The 23,768-nt window shown below is 67.3% G+C and carries 20 protein-coding genes and 1 pseudogene; 13 read left to right on the forward strand and 8 right to left on the reverse strand.

Annotated elements, in window-relative coordinates; translation table 11 throughout:
• Window positions 1-34: 34 nt before the first annotated feature.
• Window positions 35-1,225 (forward strand): phosphatidylserine decarboxylase, encoded by a 1,191-nt coding sequence (locus ACYVBN_RS06035; protein ID WP_460599705.1) that lies wholly within the window; start codon window positions 35-37, stop codon window positions 1,223-1,225.
• A gap of 87 nt (window positions 1,226-1,312) precedes the next feature.
• Entirely contained in the window at window positions 1,313-3,151 is a 1,839-nt protein-coding gene (locus ACYVBN_RS06040; RefSeq protein ID WP_460599706.1) for a thiamine pyrophosphate-requiring protein, read from the forward strand.
• Window positions 3,152-3,156: 5 nt separating this feature from the next.
• Here ACYVBN_RS06040 and ACYVBN_RS06045 read toward each other — a convergent pair whose 3' ends face one another.
• Window positions 3,157-4,425 carry a PP2C family protein-serine/threonine phosphatase gene (locus ACYVBN_RS06045; protein ID WP_460599707.1) on the reverse strand — a complete coding sequence of 423 codons (1,269 nt, stop codon included), beginning with the start codon at window positions 4,423-4,425 and terminating at the stop codon, window positions 3,157-3,159.
• 139 nt (window positions 4,426-4,564) lie between these two features.
• On the opposite strand from ACYVBN_RS06045, the gene ACYVBN_RS06050 reads away from it, so the two are divergent.
• The 3 genes from ACYVBN_RS06050 to ACYVBN_RS06060 all read left to right on the forward strand — a co-directional run bounded on the left by ACYVBN_RS06050 (window position 4,565) and on the right by ACYVBN_RS06060 (window position 6,670).
• The gene (locus ACYVBN_RS06050) at window positions 4,565-5,065 is read left to right on the forward strand and encodes a MarR family winged helix-turn-helix transcriptional regulator (RefSeq protein ID WP_460599708.1); all 501 of its coding nucleotides are present in this window, start codon (window positions 4,565-4,567) and stop codon (window positions 5,063-5,065) included.
• Window positions 5,066-5,174: 109 nt separating this feature from the next.
• Window positions 5,175-6,284 carry an enolase C-terminal domain-like protein gene (locus ACYVBN_RS06055; protein WP_460599709.1) on the forward strand — a complete coding sequence of 370 codons (1,110 nt, stop codon included), beginning with the start codon at window positions 5,175-5,177 and terminating at the stop codon, window positions 6,282-6,284.
• Window positions 6,284-6,670: a hypothetical protein gene (locus ACYVBN_RS06060; protein ID WP_460599710.1), complete on the forward strand. Its 387-nt coding sequence runs from the start codon at window positions 6,284-6,286 to the stop codon at window positions 6,668-6,670. The genes ACYVBN_RS06055 and ACYVBN_RS06060 overlap by 1 nt, the downstream gene beginning before the upstream one ends.
• Window positions 6,671-6,698: 28 nt before the next feature.
• Here ACYVBN_RS06060 and ACYVBN_RS06065 read toward each other — a convergent pair whose 3' ends face one another.
• The 5 genes from ACYVBN_RS06065 to ACYVBN_RS06085 form a co-directional block, all read right to left on the reverse strand.
• Window positions 6,699-8,186: a molybdopterin-dependent oxidoreductase gene (locus ACYVBN_RS06065; RefSeq protein ID WP_460599711.1), complete on the reverse strand. Its 1,488-nt coding sequence runs from the start codon at window positions 8,184-8,186 to the stop codon at window positions 6,699-6,701.
• Between the two features lie 6 nt (window positions 8,187-8,192).
• Complete coding sequence (locus ACYVBN_RS06070) at window positions 8,193-9,908, reverse strand: GMC family oxidoreductase (RefSeq protein WP_460599712.1); 1,716 nt, start codon at window positions 9,906-9,908, stop codon at window positions 8,193-8,195.
• Window positions 9,901-10,641, reverse strand: coding sequence for a gluconate 2-dehydrogenase subunit 3 family protein (locus tag ACYVBN_RS06075; RefSeq protein ID WP_460599713.1), 741 nt, complete (start codon window positions 10,639-10,641; stop codon window positions 9,901-9,903). The genes ACYVBN_RS06070 and ACYVBN_RS06075 overlap by 8 nt, the downstream gene beginning before the upstream one ends.
• A gap of 4 nt (window positions 10,642-10,645) precedes the next feature.
• Window positions 10,646-11,107 (reverse strand): hypothetical protein, encoded by a 462-nt coding sequence (locus tag ACYVBN_RS06080; protein ID WP_460599714.1) that lies wholly within the window; start codon window positions 11,105-11,107, stop codon window positions 10,646-10,648.
• Window positions 11,108-11,190: 83 nt separating this feature from the next.
• Entirely contained in the window at window positions 11,191-11,664 is a 474-nt protein-coding gene (locus ACYVBN_RS06085; protein WP_460599715.1) for a hypothetical protein, read from the reverse strand.
• 115 nt (window positions 11,665-11,779) lie between these two features.
• Between ACYVBN_RS06085 and ACYVBN_RS06090 the strand changes: the two genes are divergently transcribed.
• From ACYVBN_RS06090 to ACYVBN_RS06100, 3 genes are read left to right on the forward strand one after another with little or no spacing between them, the layout of a single operon-like run.
• Window positions 11,780-13,978: an MMPL family transporter gene (locus ACYVBN_RS06090; RefSeq protein ID WP_460599716.1), complete on the forward strand. Its 2,199-nt coding sequence runs from the start codon at window positions 11,780-11,782 to the stop codon at window positions 13,976-13,978.
• Between the two features lies 1 nt (window position 13,979).
• Entirely contained in the window at window positions 13,980-14,741 is a 762-nt protein-coding gene (locus ACYVBN_RS06095; RefSeq protein WP_460599717.1) for an LmeA family phospholipid-binding protein, read from the forward strand.
• On the forward strand, window positions 14,738-15,145 hold the full coding sequence (locus ACYVBN_RS06100; RefSeq protein ID WP_460599718.1) for a hypothetical protein: 408 nt from the start codon (window positions 14,738-14,740) through the stop codon (window positions 15,143-15,145). The genes ACYVBN_RS06095 and ACYVBN_RS06100 overlap by 4 nt, the downstream gene beginning before the upstream one ends.
• Window positions 15,146-16,497: 1,352 nt before the next feature.
• Here the strand turns inward: ACYVBN_RS06100 and ACYVBN_RS06105 are convergent.
• The gene (locus tag ACYVBN_RS06105) at window positions 16,498-17,304 is read right to left on the reverse strand and encodes a GAF and ANTAR domain-containing protein (RefSeq protein WP_460599719.1); all 807 of its coding nucleotides are present in this window, start codon (window positions 17,302-17,304) and stop codon (window positions 16,498-16,500) included.
• A gap of 258 nt (window positions 17,305-17,562) precedes the next feature.
• On the opposite strand from ACYVBN_RS06105, the gene ACYVBN_RS06110 reads away from it, so the two are divergent.
• Together ACYVBN_RS06110 and ACYVBN_RS06115 are read left to right on the forward strand one after the other, a co-directional pair.
• Complete coding sequence (locus ACYVBN_RS06110; RefSeq protein WP_460599720.1) at window positions 17,563-18,354, forward strand: GntR family transcriptional regulator; 792 nt, start codon at window positions 17,563-17,565, stop codon at window positions 18,352-18,354.
• Window positions 18,314-19,201, forward strand: a complete 888-nt coding sequence (locus ACYVBN_RS06115; RefSeq protein WP_460599721.1) for a sulfite exporter TauE/SafE family protein — start codon at window positions 18,314-18,316, stop codon at window positions 19,199-19,201. The genes ACYVBN_RS06110 and ACYVBN_RS06115 overlap by 41 nt, the downstream gene beginning before the upstream one ends.
• 22 nt (window positions 19,202-19,223) lie before the next feature.
• Here the strand turns inward: ACYVBN_RS06115 and ACYVBN_RS06120 are convergent, their stop codons facing one another.
• A complete protein-coding gene (locus ACYVBN_RS06120; protein WP_460599722.1) occupies window positions 19,224-20,378 on the reverse strand; it encodes an acyl-CoA dehydrogenase family protein in 1,155 nt (384 codons plus the stop codon).
• Between the two features lie 90 nt (window positions 20,379-20,468).
• Here ACYVBN_RS06120 and ctaD point away from each other — a divergent pair.
• From ctaD to ACYVBN_RS06135, 3 genes and pseudogenes are all read left to right on the forward strand, one after another.
• Window positions 20,469-22,226: pseudogene (ctaD, locus tag ACYVBN_RS06125) on the forward strand (aa3-type cytochrome oxidase subunit I).
• On the forward strand, window positions 22,223-22,630 hold the full coding sequence (locus ACYVBN_RS06130; protein WP_460599723.1) for a cytochrome c oxidase subunit 4: 408 nt from the start codon (window positions 22,223-22,225) through the stop codon (window positions 22,628-22,630). The pseudogene ctaD and the gene ACYVBN_RS06130 overlap by 4 nt, the downstream one beginning before the upstream one ends.
• A gap of 80 nt (window positions 22,631-22,710) precedes the next feature.
• Window positions 22,711-23,766 carry a GAF domain-containing protein gene (locus ACYVBN_RS06135; protein WP_460599724.1) on the forward strand — a complete coding sequence of 352 codons (1,056 nt, stop codon included), beginning with the start codon at window positions 22,711-22,713 and terminating at the stop codon, window positions 23,764-23,766.
• Window positions 23,767-23,768 lie beyond the last annotated feature (2 nt).

Here is a 23,768-nt window from a genome sequence, read left to right on the forward strand (position 1 = left end):
AGTTCCACCACCGCACGACGAACAAAGGAGAGGGATGAACACTTCCGATCAGATCGTGTCTGACCTGCACGACGTCCTCGACCGTGCGGGTGAGGATCTCAGGCATGCGCTCGAGCAATCGCTCCGGCTGGCGCACGACAAGGCTCGTGCCGCGCTGGACGCCAAGATTTACGCGGTGTTGGACTGGCCGCAGGATCTGCAGCAGTACGACGCATACCTGCGCAAGTTCATCCGGTGGATCCCTCGACAGTCAGACGATCCGGCGTGGAAGGACACCGCGCCGGAGCACCGGTACGCCAAAGAGGTGAGCATTCGCCTGGCGCACTTCTTCTGGTTGGTCGACCAACAGGTCGCCGACGGCGACGGCCGCACGGTGCAGAGCCGGCACGAGTTCGGGAAGTGGTTGACCCGGTTCGCCGCGGAGTGGGGCAGTTTCCTGGACACGCCGGAGTCGTTCGATGAGACGATCCTGCAGTCCTTCATCCGCGACGCCCCGGAGTACTCCGTCGAGGAATCGTTGGTGAACGGACGGCCGAACTCGCCCAGCGGCTGGATCACGTTCAACCAATTCTTCGCACGTGAACTCAATCCGGGGCTGCGGCCGATCGACTCGCCCCACGACAACCGCGTCGTGACCTCGCCGGCGGACTGCATGTTCAAGCATCGATATGACATCGACGCCGAGTCCAACATCCCCGCCACGACGCTCAAGGAGACCCATACCTACGGCAATATCGCGGATCTGCTGAAGGACAGCGCGTACGCCGACGCATTCGCCGGCGGAACGTTCTCGCACTACATGTTGCCGCCCTCCTCCTACCATCGCTACCACGTGCCGGTCGGAGGCACCGTTCGAGAGTCCTACGTGGTCAGGGGAACGGTCTACATGGAAGTGAACCTGATCGACCACGAGCTTCGGTCCAAGGACAACAGCGAAACCGGGTACGAGTTCACCCAGGTGCACGGTGTGCTTGTGCTGGACACACGCAACTCCCCGAGCGGCGACGTGGGCCTGATCGCGGTGGTTCCGGTCGGTATGTCGCACGTGGCGTCCGTGTCGATGACTGCCGTGCCGGGCACGACACTGGATAAAGGCCAGGAGTTCGGGTACTTCCAGTTCGGCGGGTCGGACATCATCGTGCTGTTCCAGGCGGACCGGAACCCGCAGATCAGCACAGCCGGGCAGCTGCGCCACGTGGGCAGCACCATCGCGCGGATCCAGTGATCCGGCAGATCTGTACGCCTTAGAGAAGAAAATTTTCGGCCACAACCAAAATCACGGCGTACCGACGCCGGAAAAGGAGAGCACGTCATGGCCAATGTGAGCGATTTCGTCATCCAGCGCATCCGGCAGTGGGGAGTCAGCAGGGTCTTCGGGTTCCCCGGCGACGGAATCGGCGAATTCGACGGCGCGCTCGGTGCGGCGCAACGAGACGGGGACGGACTGGACTACATCCGCCCCACCCACGAAGAGATCTGCTCGTTGATGGCGACGGCGCACGCAAAATTCACCGGAGAGGTCGGGGTGTGCGTCGCAACGTCCTCGCCGGGTGCCTTCCACATGATCAACGGACTGTACGACGCCAAGAGCGACAACCAGCCAGTGGTCGCGATCGTCGGGCAACAGGCACTCAGTTCGTTGGGCACCTTCGAGCAGCAGCAGGACAATCTGGAACGCGCGATGGAGGACGTGGCCGTATACGTCCAGACGATCGTCACCCCGCAGCAGGCCCAGGCAGTCGTCGACACGGCTTTCCGGGCCGCCCGAGTACATCTGGGACCGGCGGTGATCGTGCTACCCCACGACGTGCAGGGGATGGACATGCCCGAGCTGGAGCCGGCGAACGGCGTGTCGCGCTCCAGCGCGGTCGCTCCGTCGGTCGACATCGTGCCGCCGGAGGCAGAGATCGCGAAGGCCGCCGAGATCATCAACGCCGGCTCCAAGGTCACCTTCCTGGTCGGGCACGGCGCCAACGGCGCCACCGATGAGATCCTCGAGGCAGCCCGGTTGTGCGGCGCAGGCATCATCACCGCGCTGCGCGCCAAGCAGGTCGTCCCCTCAGACGTTCCGTTCCACACCCAGCAGCTCGGCCTGCTCGGAACCCGGGCCAGTCAGCGTCAGATGGCGGGCTGCGACACGCTGGTGCTGCTCGGCACCAATTATCCGTACGCGCAGTTCCTGCCCGAGACCGGTCAGGCGCGCGCCCTACAGGTCGATCTCAAACCGGAGCAGATGGGCCTGCGCTATCCCACCGAGCTGAACCTGCTCGGAGACGTCAAGCAGACACTGCGCGCCCTCATCCCGCAGTTGACCCAGAAGTCGGATTTGTCCTGGCAGGAAGGTGTCGCTGCGGACATGGTCGAGTGGGAGAATGAGATGCAGGCCCAGGCGATGCTGAACTATCAGGACGGCGTCAACCCGCGGCGCGTCTACTACGAACTCAACAAGCGTCTGCCGGCCAAGGCGATCGTGACCTGCGATGCGGGATCCACGGCCGACTGGTACGGGCACCACGTCCGGCTTCGTGACGGCATGAGCGGCGATCTGTCCGGGCGGCTGGCCAGCATGGCAGCAGCGATGCCCTACGCCACCGCCGCCAAGTTCGCCCATTCGGACCGCAGCGTGGTGTGCACCATCGGCGACGGCGCATTCCAGATGCTCGGCATGAACGAACTCATCACCGTCAAGAAGTACCTGGACAAGTGGCAGACCCCGCAGTTCATCGTCATGGTGCTGCACAACAACGACCTGACTCAGGTGTCGTGGGAGATGCGCACCGAGGACGCCAACCCGTTATGGACGACCTCCCAGGACGTACAGACCGTGGACTACGCGGGATGGGCCGAGCTGTTGGGCTTCAAAGGCATCCGCGTCAAGAGCGACGATGACGTCGCAGCGGCCTGGGACGCTGCATTCGCCCACCAGGGCGTCACGCTGATCGACGCCTACACAAGCAAGAATGTGCCGCCGTTGCCACCCAAGATCACCATGGAATTCGCCAAGAACACGGCCGAGGCGCTATTGCGACGGGATCCCGAGGAACTCAACGTCGTGCGCGATTCGGCCAAGGCCGTCGCCGCCGAAGGCGTCGAGCGGCTCAAGGGGAGGCTGAACATCGGTCAGGACCGAGGCCAGGACGGTGATGCATAGCACTTTTACGGGTGCGCCGGCTCTGACCACGGTGGGACTGCGGTGAGAGCCGGCGGTGCCACCTCGAGTGCGACATCGCCGGACTCCGCCTGCACGTGCGGCTGCTCCGATTCCCGGCTGCCGCCATGCCAATCCAGACAGAGCGCGACGGCGTCGTCATCGAGCGGCCGGTGGTGGCTGTGCTCGTGTAGTTCGGCGATCACCGCCCGCACCACGGCTGCGCTGGAGCAGCCCGCGGTCCGCAACAGCGCGCGGCGGAGCCCGGCATCGCCGAACCGTTGTTTCTTGACCGACCGGGTGGCGTGCACACCATCGGTCACCAGCAGGAGACGGTCACCGGGCATCAACGAGAAGTCGTCGACGGCATACTCGGCGTCTTCCAGCATTCCCAGCGGGTCGTGGGCGGTCAGCCGCGGCTCGTAGACCTGCTCTTCGCGGAGCACGAAAACGCGTGGTGAACCGGCGAGCACCGCGCTGACGGTTCCGTCCCGCTGGTCGATCCGCAGCACCAGCGCACCCACGAAACTCGCGCCCCGGTGGTGGGCGAAGATCGCCTCTCCCGCCAGCCGTGCCTGGTCGGCGGGCGGCAAGCCGGATCTGCGTGCGTTGCGCAGCGCTGCCAACGTCAACGTGCTCAACAGGGGGGTGGGCAGTCCGGCCTGGCGTCCGTCGATGATGCTCAGCACCAGATGATCGCCGTCCTGGCACCAGTCAAAGGTGTCGGCATGTGCGTGGTATGCCGGTTCGAGATGACCGGCCAGCTCGAACTGCGGCGCGCGGGCGCTGCGATCGGGGAGTAGTTGCCACTGCAATTCGGCAGCGAGACTGAGGCGCTGCGAGCGTGCGGCCCGCGCCAGCAGGTCGGTTTGCCCGGCTGCCGCCCGGATCGCGTGCGCCACGGTGTTGGCGAGTCGGGCCAATCCCTCCATCTCCCTGACCGCCGGCGCCGCGGGCAGGGTGAGAGCGAGGACTCCGATCCGATCCCCGCGCACGCTCACCGGCAGCCAGACTGCGGTGCCGCCGTCGGTCGCGGGCGCGGTGCTGGCGGCCTGTAGCATGAAACACCGCCCGGCCGGGCCGGCCGACAGCACCTCGTCACCGGACTGCGGGTGCAACGGCCGCAGCGCGGTCAATTCGTAGTTCGCCAGCAACAACTGGACATCACCGGCACCCAGGTGCTCGCTCAGCAGGCGCCGTAGGACGGGCAGCGCATCGTCCGGTCGCGCCTCCTCCAACTCTGACAGCACCAGTTGGCACAGCTCCGCATTCCGCATGATGGGGCTCATTGTGTCAGTCGCGGGAGCTCGTGTCTCGCACACAACGGTTGCAGCGCACGTGACATAATGCAGGGTGGATGTCCAGTTACCTGGTGGTACGGGTCGCTGGTGCAGTGGACGCAAATGTGGAGCGAAGATGACGACCGCCGAACATGATGGTGCCGACGTGACCTCGATGGCCGCAGCAGTCGCAGCGGAGGCGCAGGATCTGGTGCTGCTGTGGGAGCGCGCCGATGACGGAGCCGCCCCTCGCATCCCGCCCTCGCAACTGCGGGTGCTGGGCGTCGTGGCCCGTTACGGACCCATGAACCTGACCCGGCTGTCCCAGGAAATGGGTTCCATACCTTCCTCGGCCAGTCGCCTGTGTGACCGGCTGGAAGCGGCCGGCTTGCTGGTCCGACAGGTCAGCCCCAACAACAAACGCGAGGTGGTCCTCACGGTGAGCGAGGAAGGTCACCGTCGATTGAACGCCCTGGCGCAGACTCGGGCGGGAGACTTCGCGAGGGTGCTGGACGGCATGAGCCCGCAGAGCCGCGCAGCGCTGCGGCAGGGGTTGGCTGAATTCGGTCGCGCCGTCGCTGCTGAGATCGAGGGGGTGGACCGGGCGGACGGCGACTCTGGTCGCGGCGTCGCTTGATACTCCTCGCGCTCGGCGAGGCACTTCCTTTCGAGGAACACCCTGGTTACAGTTGTCGTATGACAATTATCTGTTCGAATCTGTCGTCGCACGTGATGGACGGCCTGCGGTGACGGACAAGCAACCGACGGTCCAGTCCGTGACGGCACGGGTCTACACCTTCCCGACGGACCAACCTGAAGCGGACGGCACCCTGGCGTGGGATTCGACCACCATGGTCCTGGTACAGGTGCACGGTGCCGGGCAGACCGGTACGGGGTACACCTACGCCGCCGGTGCGTGCGCCGCGTTGGTCGAGGCGGCGTTGTCCGACGCGATCGTCGGGCGGTCGGTGCTGGACGTGTCCGGCGCGTCCGAAGCGATGGTGCGCAATGTCCGCAACATGGGCCGTCCTGGGCTGGCGGCCTGCGCGATCAGCGCGGTGGACACGGCGTTGTGGGATCTGAAGGGCAAACTGCTGGACACGCCGGTGTGCGCGTTGCTGGGTACTATCCACGAGGACGTACCGATCTACGGCAGCGGTGGCTTCACGACATACGACGAGGGCACGGCCCGCGCTCAGCTGCTGCAGTGGGTGCAGGAGTGGCGCCTGCCGCGGGTGAAGATCAAGATCGGCGAATCATGGGGCAACAACGAGTCCCGGGACCTGGCGCGCATCGGGTTCGCGCGCCAGGTCATCGGCGATGACGTGGCGCTGTTCGTCGATGCCAACGGGGGGTACACCCGCAAACAGGCGATTCGGGTTGCGCACGCGATGGCCAAGGACGGTGTGACATGGTTCGAGGAACCGGTCTCCTCCGATGACCTGGCCGGGCTGAAGGAAGTCCGCGATCAGGTCGACATGGACGTGACAGCGGGCGAGTACGGATTCGACCTGGTGTATTTCCAGCGCATGGTCGCCCATGGAGCGGTCGACTGCCTGCAGATCGACGTCACCCGGTGCGGCGGGATCACCGAGTGGATCCGTGCAGCGGCGGTGGCGGCCGCGGCCGGACTGCAGGTGTCGGGCCACTGCGCACCGAATCTGCATGCCCATGTCGCCGCGTCCGTGCCGAATCTGCGGCACCTGGAGTACTTTCACGACCATGTGCGGATCGAGGACTCGGTCTTCGACGGCGCCATGTCCCCGGTCGGCGGTGCGTTGCGTCCGGACCGGACGCGTCCTGGGCTCGGCCTGGAGTTCAAGAGCGCCGATGCCGAGCCATATCTGGTGCATTGATGGAAGGCGTTGACTATTCGGCCACCGCAGTGACCGCTCGTCTGACCGTGCTCCGGCGCGATCTGCTGGGCGGCCGGGGTCCCGGCGCGAGCGATGCGGAGAAGATGGCGGCCACCCGGAACCGGGTCGATGTGGGCGGTATGACGGCAACCCGCCGGCTGGAGTTGTCCGCGCGGCAGACCGCACTGGCGCGTGCCGAGCCGAGCGAAGTCGCGTCGGTTGTCCAGTTGCGCGCAGCAGAAGCGGCGGCCGGTGTCGAGGAACGCACTGGCCGGCTGCGCCCGCGGCCACCCGCAGCCGCCCGTCCCCGCGGCATCAAGTCCGCTGCCGTGGGAATCGCGGGCGTCGTCGCGGCGTGGCTGTTACGGCGGGCATCCCGCAGTTGACGGCACCGGCGCGGCGGCGGTCTGCCGGTCAGATCCCCGCCGCGTTCGCGTAATACTGCTGGTCCTCGCGCCAGCCGCCCTGTCCTTGACCGATGTCGCTGACGTCGGAGACGAACTCGATCGCCCTGACCCACTTGACCATCTTGAACCCCAGCTGGGTCTCCAGCCGGACCCGGATGGGTGCACCGTGCTCGATCGGCAACGGGGCACCATTCATCTCCAGCGCCAGGATGCTCTGCGGGTTGGTGGCTAGGTGCAGCGGGATGGTGCCATAGAAGTACCCGTACCGTCCCTCGCCCTCGGTGAGCCCCTTGTCGTCCCATGCGTAGAACACGACGTGTTTGGCGTCCGCGGTCGGTTCGACCAGTTCCAGGATCGCGGACAGCGGTACGCCGGACCATTGCGCCACCGCGCTCCAGCCCTGGATGCACTGGTGCTTGGTGATCTGGTCGGCCGTGCCCAGCGCGCGCAGCTGCCGCAGCGACAGGCTCACCGGCCGTTCGACCAGGCCACCGACATCGAGCTGATAGTCGGCGAACCCGTTCCGCGCGAGGTCGTTGTACTCCGCTGAGACCGGTGGGTAGCCGTTCACCCGGTGAAACGGGCTGATCTGCGCCTTCGCATAGTGCTCGCGCGAGGTGAAGGCCCGTGAGATGGATTTCTCGAACGGGTTGACCCCCCACCCCAGCGCGCGTTGGGTCGCGCGTGGCCGATGGAGGCTGAAGATCGTCGCGGCGACGTTGACGGCCAGGACGAAGAACAGGGCGCCGAAACCCACCCACAGGGCCAGTGTCTCGTTGTCGTCCCCGGCCAGCACGGCCTTGGTGAACTCGTGTGGCAGGCCGTTGACGATGACCATGAACACGTGGATGACCACGAAGACGGCGAAGGCGCACAGGCCGAGGAAGTGCACACTGCGTGCGCCCTGCTTGCCGCCGAAGATCTTGCCGTACCACGGAAAGCGGGCCAGCACCGACGGAGACATTGCCGCTCCGGAGGCGATCTGTACCGGGGCGAGGACGAAGATCACCAGGAAATAGACCAGCTTCTGGGCGGGCTCGAACGGCTGCCCCGGGATCTTGGCCGGAATCTTGAACTGCAGATAGGTCCCGACCGCGCGGATCGAGTCGGGCACGATCTCCCAACTGCTGGGTATCAGGTAGTGCCAGTAGCCGGTGGCGAAGACCAGCACGACATACACGACACCGGTCAGGATCCAGAACTGGATCGTCAGGAAGTGCCAGTGCCGGCCCAGCCCCAGATTCTTACGCCCGGGCATCGCTATCGCCGGCGACCACGGCTCCTCCTCATCCAGCGACGTCCATGGTCGCCGAGAGTCGGCGCCGTACATTTTCTTGCTCAGCCGTAGCCATTCACGTCCGGGCGGGCAGTCGTCGTGCCAGTAGAGCTTCGGAAATGCCGACAGCACCTCCAGCCCGCTGCGGAACAGCAGAACCATGAAGAAGAGGTTGAGGAAGTGGGTCACCACCACCCACCAGGGAAAGAAGCTCGGCATAGCGTCCTACCTCTGCGTCGGCTGGGTGGCGCCGCTCCCGGCCCGTGACGCCGGGTCGTCGCTCATCGCCTCACCGCTGGCCATCCGTTGGGCCAGGCGTGAGGCCAACGACATGATGGTCAGCGCCGGGTTGGCCGACCCCTGCGTCGGACACACCGATCCGTCGGCGATGAACAGGTTGGGCACCGCCCATGAGCGCTGATTCGCGTCGACGACGCTGGTTTCAGGACTGGAACCCATTCGTGCGCCGCCGACGAGATGGGCGTAGCGATGAATGGTCAGCACGTCCTGGCTTCCGGCTGCGTGCAACAGATCGGTGATCAGCTTGGTCGAGTAGTCGATGTTGGCGTGGTCGTTGTCGCACAATGAATAGTCCATGCGGGCGATCGGGATTCCGTATGGGTCGGTCTCATCGGCGATCGTGATGCGGTTGTCCGGCTGTGGCAGCAGTTCGTTGAGCACGCCGACGGTGGTCCAATGGTTGTAATCTCGCATGTACTCGCGCATGGCTCGACCCCAGTGTCCGTCCGCCAGCACGTGTTCGGCCCATCCGATCGGCAATGGCGACACCGTCTGGATGGAAAATCCGCGCTTGAACCCACGGGAGGTGTCGGTCTCGTAGAACTGCTCGGAGCTGACTTCCGGCGGGGGCGCTTTGTACATCCGCAACTCTTCGGGGAAGCGGCCCGCGGTCTGGGTCGCTCCCTGCACCATGATGTAGCGCCCGACCTGGTCCTCGTTGTTGGCCAGCCCGTTCGGGAAACGCGACGACGTCGAATTCAGCAGCAGCCGGGGAGTCTCGATGGAGTACCCCGCAATTGCGACGAACCGAGCCCGCTGCAGAATCTCCGCCCCGCCGACCTCCTCGTGATACACGACGCCGACGGCCCTGCCCGACGCCTCGTCGATCTCCACGCGTGCCGCCATACAGTTGGACCGTATCTCCACCGCGTGCGCCAGCGCGTCCGGCAGATGAGTGACGTACGGACTGGCCTTCGCATTGACCTTGCAGCCCTGCAGGCAGTAACCGCGATAAATGCAATGCGGCCGGTTTCCGAACGTGCCGTTGACGATCGCCACCGGCCCCACCCGCATTTCGATGCCGAGTTTGAGCGCGCCTTCCCAGATCTTCGACGCCGCAGCCGAGACCGGGTGCGGTGAGAACGGATAGCGGTGCGGCCGCCCCCACGGCCAGTTCTGCCCGGTGACCGGAAGTTCAGCCTCCACCTGCTCATAATGCGAACGCAGGTCGTCGTAGGAGATCGGCCAGTCCGCGCCCACTCCGTCGTCGGTGTAGGTCGAGAAGTCGGACGGGTGGAACCGGGGCGTGTACCCGGCGTAATGCACCATCGACCCGCCGACCCCACGCCCGGAGTTGTTCTTGCCCAGTTCGATGGGGTCTGAGCCGCCGATGATGCGTTTCTGCGTCCAGTACAACTCGTGTGAGCCGGCCTCGTCCGACACCCAGTCGTCGTCCGGATGCCAGAACGGTCCGGCCTCCAGGACGACCACCTTCCAGCCCTCGCGAGCCAACCGCTGGGCGAGGACCGATCCACCGGCTCCGGCGCCGACGATCACCAGGTCGACCTCCTCGGCGGGCTGATAGGTCGCCATGGTGGCCTCGCCCGGCAGTTGCCGGGAGTGCACGTCGAGCAGATATCGCGAGTCGTTGTCCGCGGGGCCCGCTGCACCTTTGAGCAGCCCTCTGAGCAGATCACTCATGTGTCAGTCCGTCCTTCACCGCATCACTGGGATCTTCACTGGTGGCACCGTGGGTTTCGAAAGGTTCGGTGGTGCTGACCGTTCCCCGGCGCATGAAGCCGCGTGGATAGGCAGGCCCGCCGAACCCGATCTCGTTCCAGGCCCACGGGTGCGAATAGAAGCCGGCGAGGATCGCGCGCAGGCAGACGCTCCACGCGCGTGCCACATTGACGTCCGCCCATGGCCCACCGGAGAGTTTGCCCGAGGCAAAGTCGCCCACGACGGATTCAGCTGTGTCCCGGTCGAGTGCGGCGAAGCCGTCGGTGTCGTGCCGGGTGCGCGCGGTATGGTCCAAACCCTGCAGCGTGATGCGCCAGGTCTCGCGGTCGTCGGGCATGTCGGCGTACTGGAAGCCGTCCAGCCTTCCGGCGTGCAGCTTGGCGTCGACGGATTCGGCCACCGGCACGCGCGGTTCGGTGTCCTGGGCCAGCACGATGTCGCAGAATGCACGCAGTGCGGGTTCCTCCTCGGCGCTGAAGAAGCGCAACGGCTCCGGTTCGTGCAGCCGGGCCAGCACGACCTGCTTGGTCGCCGCGTCCCAGGTGTCTACCGCCGACAGCACGTCGAAGTCGGGATAGCGACCGATCATCTGCGGCGTGGTACCGATCTTCTGCCGCGGTAACCACGAGGGTCGGGGCGGTTGCCGGTCCTCGCGCAGGTTGGGCAGGTGTCCAGGGTCACGGAAGTCTGGCACCGGTTCACTTCTCCCTACGCAGAACGGACGCGAGCAGTCCCATCCCGCCCACCATGGACATCAGGCCCGGCGCGGAGATCGGCGGCCCCATCGGCAGGTTGTAGGACCACTGTGACCACCCTCCTGGCTTACGCGCGACGCCGCGGGCGTGGAAGTACTCGCCCGCCAGCCCGTTGAGCGCGAATGCGGCCGACGCCAGCGGAAGGGCGGTCTTGGCCCAGCGCTTGCTGAAGACGCCGCCGACGCCGGCCACGAACAGTGGTGGCGTCAGCAGGATCGGGCTCCACATGACCTTGTTGCCGAAACTTGCCTTGTAGTGCTCCAAGTAGACCTCTACTCCGGTCACGACGGCGGCGACCGCGGTCAGGCCGGATAGGGATCGCTCGAACCTGCCGTGCGACACGTCGGTCAGTAGCCGGTCGAGTAGGTGTTCGGTCGAGCCGGTGGTCTCCATCATGATCTCCATCGTCCAACAGTTTCACGGAAAACATTGTCGTTCGACAAATATCATGCCTTGCTGTCACCCAGCTCACAAGGCCCGCGCCGGGGTCAACGAGTTGTCGGCTCCGGGCTCACGGCAGGGCCGGGAAGCTGCACGCCGACGTGACATCCCGGCAGATCGATGCCGAGGCGGCGACGAAGCTGCTGCGCCTGCTGTACCGCGTCGTCCAACTTCGCAGCGTCCAGGTTCGTTGCCGCGTGGTCCAGTTCGCGCAGCGCCGCGTAGGCGTCGCGGGCGTCCTGGACGACCCGCAGGCAGGACTGGCTCAGCTGCACGTCGGCGGAGCTGGTGGCCGATCGCTGTCCGGTGAGCGAGCTGGGGGAGGGGGAGGTGCCTGCCGAGCCACCGCCGGACGATGCCGGCACGGCGACCTGGTCGCTGCCGCCGAAGAACGCGACAAGGGCACCGCCCCCGATGGCACCGATGACGAGCGCGATCAGCAGAGCCAGGAATCCGCGGTAGTGCCCACCGAGGCGATGCTCGGCCGGGTAGGTGCGCTGCTGCGGTCCGGACGATGCCATACGCGTGCCTTCTTTGTTGCCATAGGGTAATAGTTGCTATTCCGGGATATCACGGAACGTCATCGCACGCAGCATCTGGGCGGTCTCTATGGGCAGTGCGCGCAAGGCCCGTGGAATGCGTGCAGCCGGAATCTATGCCGAGGTCGTCGTGTGGCTGCGATGGGTCATCGTGCTCGGCTGGCTGGCCGCGGTCGGCGCATCGTTGATCCTGCTTCCCGAACCCGCAGCCGGAGGCGAGATGGCCAATTTCCTGCCCACGCACAGCCCGGCGATGGTGGCGCAGCAACGCTCGCTGAAATCGTTCGCAGTCCCGCTGACCACCGGGACGATCGTGGTGCTGCATAAACCGACCGGACTGGCCACGGCGACCCTGGCGGATATCACCCTGGCAGCAACCGCGGTGGATCAGCAGTTGGAGGGCCTGCACCGACCGTACCCCCGCGACCGGGTGCTGGGAGCGCTGCCGATCATCGACCCGCGTGATCGCCGAACCGCGCTGACCTACCTGTACTTCGACCCGAGCGTGTCCGGTCCCAGCCAGCAGCGTATGGCGCAGGCGTATGCCGCCCACTTCCGTTCGGACCCCGGCGTGCAAACCTTCGTCACCGGCGTGGTCCCCGCGCAGAACGCCGAGGCCGAGTACCTCGCCGACAAGATCACCGTGGTCGAGTTGGCGACGCTGGCACTCGTCACAGCGATCGTGGCGGTGACCTTCGGCTCAGCGGTGGCCCCGCTGCTCGCGCTGGGCTCGGCGGCACTCGCCTACCTCGCCGATCAGCGCTTGCTCAGCTGGTTGGCCCGCCAGTCCGGGGTCAGCGTGCCGAGCGAGCTGTCGCCGCTGATCGTCGCCCTGCTGCTGGGGGTGCTGACCGACTACAGCGTCTTTTTCCTGTCCGGTTTCCAGCAACGGTTGCGTGCCGGTGCGCGCAGCAGGGAAGCGGTCCGGTCGACGATCACGCTGAACGCGCCGATCATCGCGGTGGCCGGGCTGACGGTGGCCGCCGGCTGCGGCGCCCTGTACGCCGCGCCGACCAGGATGTTCAGCTCATTCGGCCCCGCCCTGGCCGTCACGGTGCTAGTCGGTGTGGCGACGGCACTGACCGTGATTCCAGCGGTGATGGCCATCGTGGGTCCGTACCTGTTCTGGCCGAGCGGAACCGGTCGACCGTCCGGTAGACGCCACACCTCCGCGGAAACATCGTTGGGCGACAGACAGACCTCGCTACCGGTGCGGATGGTCAGGAGCCGTCTGCGGGCAGCGGCAACCGCGCTGCTGTGCTGCACCGGACTGATCGCGATGGCATGGCCGGTCACCGGCCTGCGGCTCAGCCTGTCGACCACCGGAGTTCTGCCTGCCTCGAACCCGGTCCAGCAGGGGATCCGGGCGATGACCGTCACGTTTCCGCGGGGTAGCTCGTCGCCGACGGAACTGCTGGTCGATGGTCCGGACCTGGCGGGTCAGCGACGTGCCCTGGCTGCGTTCCAGCGTGCCGTGGCCGCCCAGCCGGGGGTGGCGGCCGTGCTGGGCCCCGCCGACGATCCGGTGCCCGGGGCGCACGGCGTCGTCTTCTCCTCCGCAACGGGCACCGCACGCCTGGCGGTGATCTATGACAGCGATCCACTGGGTGCACGCAGCACCCACACCCTGCGGAACCTGACGGCTGACGACGACGCACTGGCCCGGCAGGCAGGCCTGCGGCACGTGCGGTTCTCGTATGCCGGCGAGACCGCGCTGGCTTCGGACATGGCACGGCTGACGTTCCGCAATCTCGCGGTCATCATGGGTGCCGCGATACTCGTCGAGTTCCTGCTGCTGGCCTCCTACCTGCGCGCACTGGTCGCTTCGGCGTATCTCCTGGCCTGTAGCGTCCTGACCGTCGCGGCGGCGCTCGGCCTGACCGTGCTGGTCTTCCAGCACTGGCTGCACGCCCCCGGTCTGACCTTCTACGTGCCGTTCGCCAGCGCTGTGTTGCTGCTCGCACTGGGCTCGGACTACAACGTCTTCGGGATCGGCCGGATCTGGCAGGCCGCGGCGGATCATCCACTGCGCGAGGCGATCGCCATCGCACTACCGCGTTCCACGCGCGCGATCACCGCGGCCGGGTTGACGCTCGCCGGATCGTTCGCCCTCGTCGCGCTCGTGCCGCTGCGAACCTTCGCCGAACTTGCCTTCGCGATGGGCGTCGGCCTGCTGGTCGACACCTTCATTGTGCGATCACTGCTCACGCCTGCGTTGCTGAGCCTGATCGGGCCGGTCAGCGGCTGGCCGGGGCATCGACTGCGCGCCGCTCGGACGCCAGGAAGCCGGAGCTGAGGTGACCGCGCTGCGCAACCGGCTGCGCCGCACGGCTCCGCTGCTGGTCGATCTGCTGATCGCCGTGGTGGTGTTCGGGCTGGCCGCCTGGGGACTGGACTGGGCTTCCCGGATCGGCGCACAGGGCGCGGTCGCGCGCAGCGTGCAGCACTCGCAGCAGTTGACCCAACGACCGCACGTCGGGATCCGCGGATGGTTCTTCGTACCACAAGTGGTGACCGGCCGATATGACGACGTGCACATCACCCTGCACGATCTGCGCCACGGCTCGTTGCGGTTGTCGACCGTCACCGCACGCCTGCAGGGCGTGCACGTGCCCCTGCACGCCGTCGTTACCGGCGGGGTGACGACGATCGTGGTGGAGCACTCACACGAGACGGTCGTCATCGATTACACCGATCTGAACAGATACCTGCGATCACTGGGCAGCAACTTCACGGTGCTGGCCGGATCTTCTGCGGGCCGGCTCAAGATCACCGGGCACGCCGACATTGCGGGCCGGCAGTTCGCAGTGTCCGCGGATGCCACCGTGCAGCCGACCCCGGGGGCCCTGCAGATCCTTCCCGTGCAGCTAGACACCGGCACCACGCTGGACGCCGCCACCCGCGTCCTTCTCGATCGCCGTCTGACGTTGACGATCCCCACTGCCCCGTTCCCCTTCGGGCAGCAGATCACGGCGATCACTCCCAGCAGCCACGGACTCACCGTGCGCGCCGCCGGCAGCGACGTCGTGGTCAAGCTGCCCCGAAAGAGCCGACAATGAGCGCGACGCTGGCGCTGGTCATCGGACTCTCCCTGGCCGCAGCCTTCTCCAGCGCATTGTCAGCTCTCTTCGAGCAACGCGAGGCGAACAAGCAGCAGCGGCTCGGGGGCGCCCGCAACGTTGCTGCGTCCATCCGCAACCTGGTGCAGCGCAAGCTATGGGTGGCCGGGTGGCTCATCAACCATCTCGGGTTCTTCTTCCAGGCCGCGGCGCTCCAACTGGGCTCACTGTCACTCGTGTCCAGTACAGGGCCAACGTGGTCAGCGGTGCGCCGACGCTGCCAATGGCGAGGTCGATCGCCAGCAGGCTACCCACGCCCATTCCGGCGGCGCACGGCGCCCACGCCGGCCACCGCGGGTCACTGTCCAGATCGGTTACCACCAGCACATCCGTACGCCAACTGACGGACAGGCAGGGGCCGTCCCTCAGTTCGTGTTGGAGGCGGTCAACGCGCACGACCTGATCATCAGAGGAGGCAACGCCTGCTCTTCGGCAGTATCCATCGGAGACCGTGATGCTCCCGTGACGAGCACCGAGCGCGCTGCGGGCCAGCTCAAGGATGCGCCCCGTTCGGTCCTGGGGCGTGCTCGATAACTGCGGGCTCCGTCCGCGGCCGATCGCTCCCGCCATCTCCGAGCCGACCATGCGTTCCCTTGTCATTACTGCCTGCTCGACCGATGCCGGTGACATCCGCGGGCGGCTGGTCGGGCCGCACATCGGGTCAATGGGTTGCCGGGATACCAATCGGCACAACGGGCTCGTCGCCTGCCTGCCACGCTGCCGCGCGCTGCGGGGTGACGCTTGCTCAGGCTGACGCCCGTAAGCGTGGGACGCCGACGCGGTATTGGCCGCCTGGTGCAGACGTCGGCGCGGTCTACACGGAAGGACCCGTGGGTACCTTCTGCTGTCCCACGTCTTCTGGTACCTGAGATACCTGCGACACCGGTCCACGTGGAATCAGCGTGTGGGACGCGATTACCGTCGCTTTCACCGCCCGCGCTGTCCAGCGCCGGGCCAGCGTTGTCGTCGGGATGATGAGGTTGGGCGCACGGAGCGTCCGAAAGCACCCAGGTCTCGACCCACTGCTCTGGTTCGTCCTCAAGGTCAGGGTCGAGTCCTCGTGACAGGCGCAGATCGTAGGAGGTGTGGCATTGGATCGTGCAACTGCAGCCATCGCGCCTGGGGTCTTGCAGGCAGTATGTGCCTTCCGCGACGACCGGCGCATCGGCCGCGATCTCGACCGAGCCGGCCAGTGCGTCGGCGGCCAGGTCGTACCGGCGGTACCGGACGGCACAGCCTTCCCGTACCTGCTGGAGGACGTGCGCGCGTAGCCAGGAAAGATCGAACAACGCGCCAACGGCACCGCCACGCTCGCCGTGACTTGCTGTGGGAAGGTGAAAGTCATCCACGTGCGCAACGTGTGCCTCGGGGATCTGCTCGGCCGATAGAGCAGCCACCGGTCTCGTGGCGGTCCCGGCCGCCCCGTCGATGCCCACGAGTACTCGGACCAAGACGTCTTCCGCACTGCACGCCCCGTGCCCAGGGGCGGGATGAACGCCAGCGCCAGGACGAGAACTGCGACCGATAGGTCGATGACGAACACCCGTGGATCCCGACGTGAGTGCCGCAGCCACGCCGGCTGTCACCCGATCCAGCCGCCAGCACAACCAGTCGATCACGACATCCGACGTGCTCCGAACAGGTCGGACGTTGGACGTATTGATGCGGAGGCGTCGGTGACCGGGCGATGCCGCGTTCAGCCACAACTCGGCCGACGGTTCTCGGTCGTGGCCGGCGGGGTGGCGATGGCGTCCTGGATGCCGCTGGTGACGCGGCCGGCGGCGACGAGCTGTTCGGCCACGACCCGGAGTCGGACGTTGTTGTCGTTGGAGTAGCGGCGCAGCACCTCGAACGACTGATCGAGGGTGAGCCCGTAGCGCTGCATGAGCATGCCTTGGGCGATCCCGATGACCTGCCGGGTCCGGAGCGCGTCCTGCAGCCCGTCGTGGCGCCGGGTGATCGACAGCGCGTTGGAGGCGTGGCGGGCGAAGATGCTGGCGATCATCACGTCGGTGTTGTCGAAGGCAGCCCTGGTGTGGGAGTAGAGATTCAGGCCGCCGAGGGTGTGTTCGGGCGTCTCCAGTCGCAGGCTGAGGATCGCGGCGAATCCCAGGTCCACGGCTGCCGGCGCCCATCGTGGCCATCGAGTCTCCACGGTCAGGTCGTCGATGAGATACATTTCCATCTTCCAGATGGCGTCCAGGCACGGCCCCTCGCCGAGTTGGTACTGCAGCGCGTCGGACTTCTCGACCAGTGCAGAGGTGCACGCAGGGGTGTCGACGCTGCCGTCGCTGCGTCGGATCGACACTCCGCATGCATCGCATCCGTCGATCGTGGCGACGGCCAGCTCGGTGATGCGTTCCAGGGTGGGTTGTTCGCCCGCGGTATGCAGGAGTTCTCGACTGATCTCCTCGAAGGAGTTCTGCCGGGCGAGGTCGGCGGCGTCGTGTGCCAGGTCGTCGGCCGGGTCGGAGGGCGCGGGTGAGGACGTCTCGGAGGACATGGGGGCTGCTCCGGCTGATCCGAGGATCCGAGAGGACCCGAAGTGGCAGCACCCCGGTTCTGGAGGTGTCCGAATGACCTGGCTCCCGGCCGGTGCGGTGCGCGCGTGGGCGACCGGCACAGGTTCCGGCCCGGGCCCGCTCATTTTAACCAGGCCGCGGGCGGGCATGGTGCAGGAGGCGGCCACGGGCGGTCCGGCGTCGGCTGCCTCGCGACGTCATGTCTGGCGGAACTCTGGCGTAACGGTTAAGCTGGTGGTATGACGGAGCCGGCCGAGCAGCGCACCGCGCGTGTCATCCCGGCCGCGTGGACGTCGGCGCACCCACGGCAGGAACGTGCCCGAGCACTGGCGGAGGTGCTGCGCGCGCAGATCCTGGATGGTGACTTCGCCGCCGGTGACCGGCTGGACGAAGTAGAGCTGGCCACCCGGCACACCGCCTCGCGGAATGCGGTGCGCGATGCCCTGGCCGTGCTACGCAGCGAAGGACTGATCGCACGCAAGCGCGGAGCGGGCACCACGGTGGCGCAGCCCCGGTACGGCCATGGGCTGGATCGTCTGGAGGGCCTGGGCGAGACGCTGGCCGGCTACGGCACCGTGCGCAACCAGGTGCTGGACGCCCGACGGGTGCACGAGCTGCCGGCGCGGGTGGCCGCACAACTCGGCGTCGAGACGTCCACCGGCGGCGTACGCCTGGAGCGGTTGCGGCTGATCAACGACGAACCGTTGTCGTGGGACGTGAGCTACCTGACGGCCGATGTGGGTGCGGCGCTACTGTCCGCGGACCTGATCGGGACGGATGTGTTCACCCTGATCGAGCAGACCAGCGGGTCCCGGCTGGGACGCGCCGAGGTCACCGTGCACGCGATCGAAGCCGAGCAGCCGGCAGCCCGGTTGCTCCAGATACCCACGGGTTCCGCGCTCTTCGCGATCGAGCGGCTGACCCGTCTCGCCGATGGACGCGCCGTGGACAGGGAGCAGTTGCAGATCCGCGCGGATCGGTTCGCGCTGCATGCGGTCGTGCACCGCGACGCTCGCAGCACAGCAGAGTGATGCGCGGCAACCGTCGTGCCACCGGGTGCTGCGCGGCCCCCACGTGTCGCTGTCCCGAGGAGGACCGGCCATCGCCGACCTGTCGATACTGATCATCGTGGTGCTCGCCGCCTTCGGGCTGGCGGGCGGAATCGGCATCACCGCCATCGGTCCGGGCGGCGTGTTGCCGACGGTCGGGCTGGTGATGTTCACCGACCTGACGCCTGCCCAGGTCGCCGGCACCGCGATCGTCACCCACGTGGCCACCGGCGCGCTGGGCACGGCGGCGTATGCGCGTTCCGGTCAGCTGCGAAGCCGGCAGAGCATGCGGACGGCCACGCTGCTGGCGGTCACCGCGGCGGTCGGGACCCCGCTGGGCATCGTGGCCAACTCGCTGTTGTCGCCACGTGCGTTCGGTGTCGTGCTCGGACTGCTGCTGGCGATCGTGGCGGTCCTGGTCCTGCTGCGGCAGCGGACCGACGAGACCGGTGCCGGCGGTCGCACCCTCCACCATCCGCCCGCGCCGCTGGTCGGCGCGATCGGCCTCCTGGTGGCGCTCGCAGCCGGGATCATCGGCATCGGCGGCCCGATGCTGACGGTGCCGTTGCTGGTCGCGGCCGGAACGGACATGCTCGAATCGCTGGCGGCGGCGCAGGTGCAGTCGGTGATCATCGCCGGCGTCGGCGCGGTGGGTTACGTGGCCCGGGGCAGCATCGACTGGGGACTGGCCATGGTCGTGGGCGTTCCGGAGCTTGCCGGGGTGCTGATCGGCTGGCGCATCGCCCGGGCGCTGCCGACACGGACGTTGCGGACGGCGCTGGTGACCGCCATGTTCGCGCTGGCGCCTTACCTGATGCTGCACGGATGAGATCGGGCGCCGCAGGGCGCCCTCACAACGATCTGGCCACCAGCTCCTTCATGATCTCGTTGGTGCCGCCGTAGATCCGCTGCACGCGCGCGGCGGCATACATCCGCGCGATCGGGTACTCCGTCATGTAGCCGTACCCGCCGAAGATCTGCACACAGCGGTCCACCACCTTGTTCTGGACGTCGGTGCACCAGAACTTCGCCAGAGATGCCCCGGCCGCGTCAAGTTCTCCGGCCAGGTGCCGGGTGATGCAGCCGTCGACGAGGCTGCGCGCCGCGAGGGTGTCCGCCGCGCATTCGGCGAGCACGAAGCGCGTGTTCTGGAAGGACAACAGATCTCGGCCGAACGCTTGCCGTTCCTTGGCGTAGGAGACGGCACAGCGGACCGCCGCTTCGGCCGCTGCCGCCGCGCTAACCGCGATGATGAGCCGCTCCTGTGGCAGCTGCTGCATCAACTGGACGAAACCGTCGCCCTCCCGCTCGCCCAGCAGGTTCGCGGTCGGCACCCGCATGTCGACGAACGACAACTCACGGGTGTCCTGGCCGTGCATGCCGATCTTCTGCAGCACGCGTCCGCGGTGGAAACCCGGCAGGTCCTCGGTCTCGGCGACGATCAGCGACAGGCCCTTGCCGCCCTCCTCGACGCCGGTGCGCGCCACCACGACCAGCAGGTCGCCATGAGTTCCGTTGGAGATGAACGTCTTCGCACCATTGATCAGGTAGTCGTCGCCGTCGCGCACCGCGCGGGTGCGGACCGCCTGCAGGTCGGAGCCGGTGCCCGGCTCGGTCATCGCGATGCCGCCGACCAGGTCACCGGTGGCCATGCGCGGCAGCCACCGCTGCTTCTGTTCCGGGGTGCCGAAGGCGTCGAGATAGTGGGCGACAATCGTGCTGTGCACCTGGTTGCCCCAGGCGTCGTCGGCGGCCAGCGCCTGCTCGATGGCGATGACGGCTTCGTGCGCGAAGGTGCCGCCGCCTCCGCCGTACTCCTGCGGGATGCTCGTGCACAGCAGCCCCGCGGCGCCGGCCGCCCGCCACAGGTCACGGTCGACCATGTGCTGCTCGGCCCAGCGTTCCTGATGCGGCACCACCTCGCGGGCGAGGAAGGTGCGCGCCAGCTGCCGCAGGTCGGTGAGCTCCTCGTCGAGCCAGGGGGAGCGGTAGTCGTCCAAGATCACGAGCGTCGTCCTGCCTCTGGGCGTCAGATACCGCACATGCTAGGTGCGCGGCCGACGATTCGAAGCCGCCGCGATGGGTATGGCGCTGGCATGCTGCCCACACTCCGCCGGGACGCCGGCACGGCCCGGCGGCGGCGCGCGCGGTCGGCACCGGCGCCCCGGCGGGCCGGGGAGCGGCTGTGGAAGGTCGTGACGACGACCGATCACAAGGTCATCGGCAACCTCTACCTGGCGACGTCGTTCGCCTTCTTCATGGTCGGCGGCGTGCTGGCCCTGATGATCCGGGCGGAGCTGTGGGCGCCGGGGCTGCAGGTCGTGCAGAACACCGATCAGTTCAACCAGTTGTTCACCATTCACGGCACGATCATGTTGTTGCTTTTCGCGACACCGCTGTTCGCGGGCTTCACCAACGCGATCATGCCGTTGCAGATCGGCGCCCCGGATGTGGCGTTCCCGCGACTGAACGCCCTGTCCTAGTGGCTCTACCTGCTCGGCGGCATCGAGGTGCTCTCCGGCTTCCTCACGCCCCAGGGTGCGGCGGCCTTCGGCTGGTTCGCCTACACGCCGCTCAGCGGCACGCAGTACTCACCGGAGGTGGGCGGCAACCTGTGGACCATGGGCCTGGTGATGAGCGGTTTCAGCACCATCTTCGGCGCCGTCAACTTCATCACCACGATCATCTGCATGCGGGCCCCGGGTATGACGATGTTCCGGATGCCGATCTTCACCTGGAACGCGCTCATCACCTCGCTGATGGCCCTCATCGCGTTCCCGGTGTTGGCCTCTGCGCTCTTCGGCCTGGCGGCCGACCGGGTGCTCGGCGGTCATGTGTTCGACGCGGCCACCGGGGGAGCGATGCTGTGGCAGCACCTCTTCTGGTTCTTCGGCCATCCCGAGGTCTACATCGTCGCGCTGCCGTTCTTCGGGATCGTGACCGAGATCTTCCCGGTCTTCTCCCGCAAACCGCTCTTCGGTTATCTGACACTGGTTTTCGCCACCATCGCGATCGCCGCCCTGTCGATGACCGTGTGGGCGCACCACATGTACGCCACCGGCCAGGTGCTGCTGCCGTTCTTCGCGATCATGACCATGCTCATCGCGATCCCGACCGGGGTGAAGTTCGTCAACTGGGTGGGCACCATGTACGGCGGGTCGCTGAGCTTCGAGACGCCGATGGTGTGGTCGATCGGTTTCCTGGTGACCTTCCTGTTCGGTGGCATCACCGGCGTCATACTCGCCTCACCGGCCCTGGACTTCAGTCTCACCGACAGCTACTTCGTGGTGGCGCACTTCCACTACGTGCTCTTCGGCACGGTGGTGTTCGCCATGTTCGCCGGCTTCTATTTCTGGTGGCCCAAGCTCACCGGCCGGATGCTCAACGAGCGACTCGGTCAGATCCACTTCTGGCTGATGTTCGTCGGCTTCCACACGACCTTCCTGATCCAGCACTGGCTGGGGGTGAAAGGCATGCCGCGGCGGTATGCCGACTACCTGCCCTCCGACGACTTCCAGTGGATGAACGACATCTCCTCGGTGGGCGCCTTCATCCTGGGCATCTCGATGCTGCCGTTCTTCCTGAACGTATGGCGCACCTGGCGTTCCGCGCCGAAGGTCGAGGTCGACGACCCGTGGGGTTACGGCGGATCCCTGGAATGGGCCACCTCCTGCCCGCCGCCGCGGCACAACTTCGAGAGCCTGCCGCGGATCCGCAGCATCCGGCCCGCTTTCGACCTGCACCATCCCCAGGCGAGCACGGTCCCGCAGGTCCGCGCCGGCTCCGGCGACGACGCCGAACAGGACGCCGAAGAGGACGCCGCACAGGGCGCATCGGGGAGTTCGTCGTCATGAAGCGCCACGCGGCACTGCGCACCGAGACCAGGCTCTTCGCGTTCTGGACCGTATTCTTCCTGGTGGTGGCGGTCATCTACGCATGGTTCACCTACGGCCACGAGCTCGCCGGGACGGCCGCGTTGGTCGTCACCGCGCTGATCTCCGGCGTGCTCACGCTCTACCTGTGGTGGACCGGTCGCAAGACCGACGAGCGCCCCGAGGACGACAGCAGCGGTGAGATCGCAGACACCGCAGGCGATTACGGCTACTTCGCGCCGCACAGCATGTGGCCGCCGTTGCTGGCGGTGACCGCTTCGATCGCCTGCTTCGGGATCGCCGTCGGGTGGTGGCTGGTGCTGCTGGATGTGCCGCTGGCGTTCTTCGCCGTCGTCGGCTGGACGTTCGAACACTTCCGGGACTGAGCGGCGTTGCGATGCGGGACGCCACGTGGTCCGTTGCGAGTTGTCCGTCCAGGGGTACGTTGGAGGCGGAGGTGGAGGCAGTGACGATCGCACCGACATGGAGCGCAGCGGCCGAGCGGGTTGTCGAGGCCGCGACCAGGCTCGCCGCGGTCCGGGCGCGGCTCGAGCGATTGCAGCGCGGTGAGCCGTGCACCGCCGAGGACGTCGCCGCGGCACGCCGGCTCGCCGTGGCGCAGGCGGCATCGCTGGAGCTGGCCCGCGAGCGCCTGCTGCACACACATCGGTCCAGCGCCGCGCGACTGCGCGAGCAGCTGGAGCGCCGTAGCAGCGAGCGGCCGCGACGTTCCTCCGCCGTGGACCCGGCCGTCCGGGAGGGCCCGGCGACGGAGGCCGAGACGGCCCGGTTGCGCTCCGCAGTGGTCGCCATCCTGTCGGCCGGCGGTGGGCTGGACGCCGACGAGACGACCGGGCGGACGGCGTGGTCGGAGAAGCTGGTGGAGCAGTGCCGCGCCGTCGACTGGCGCGGCTGGGCGCGCACCATCTGCGCCATACTCGCGAGCGATTTCCCGCAGGTCCGCGGCGCCGCCGTGTGCGTCATCGGCGACGAGGGCGCCGAGCTGGTGGCGGCGAGCGATCCGTGGACCGCCCGGCTCCAGGAACTCGAATTGCTGTCGGGTGAAGGCCCCTCGACGACAGCTCAGCAGACCGCGCGCACCGTGACCGTGGACGACTTCGCCGCCGAACGCGCGCGCTGGCAGGGGTATGCCTCCGCGACATACGACCACGACGTGCACAGCATCGTGGCACTGCCGCTGCGGGTCGCCGGCATGCACGCCGGCGTGCTGACGGTCTACGGACGCACGGCCGCACCGGACGGCCCGGTGGACCAGCGGGTGGCCTCGGCATTCGCCGGTATGGCGGCGACCGCGCTGCTCTTCGACCGACACGGCGCGTCGGAGGACGTCATGGACGGCGACTGGTTCCGGTTCTACGTGGCCACCGGCGCCACCGCGGCGCGCTTCGGCATCGGGGTGGACGAGGCGGAGGCGCGGCTGCGTGCCCATGCCTTCAGTGCGGGCCTGACCCTGGCGCAAGTGGCCGCGCTGGCGCTGAGCGACCGGCTGGCGCTCGACTGACC

The organism is Flexivirga lutea (assembly GCF_054778955.1).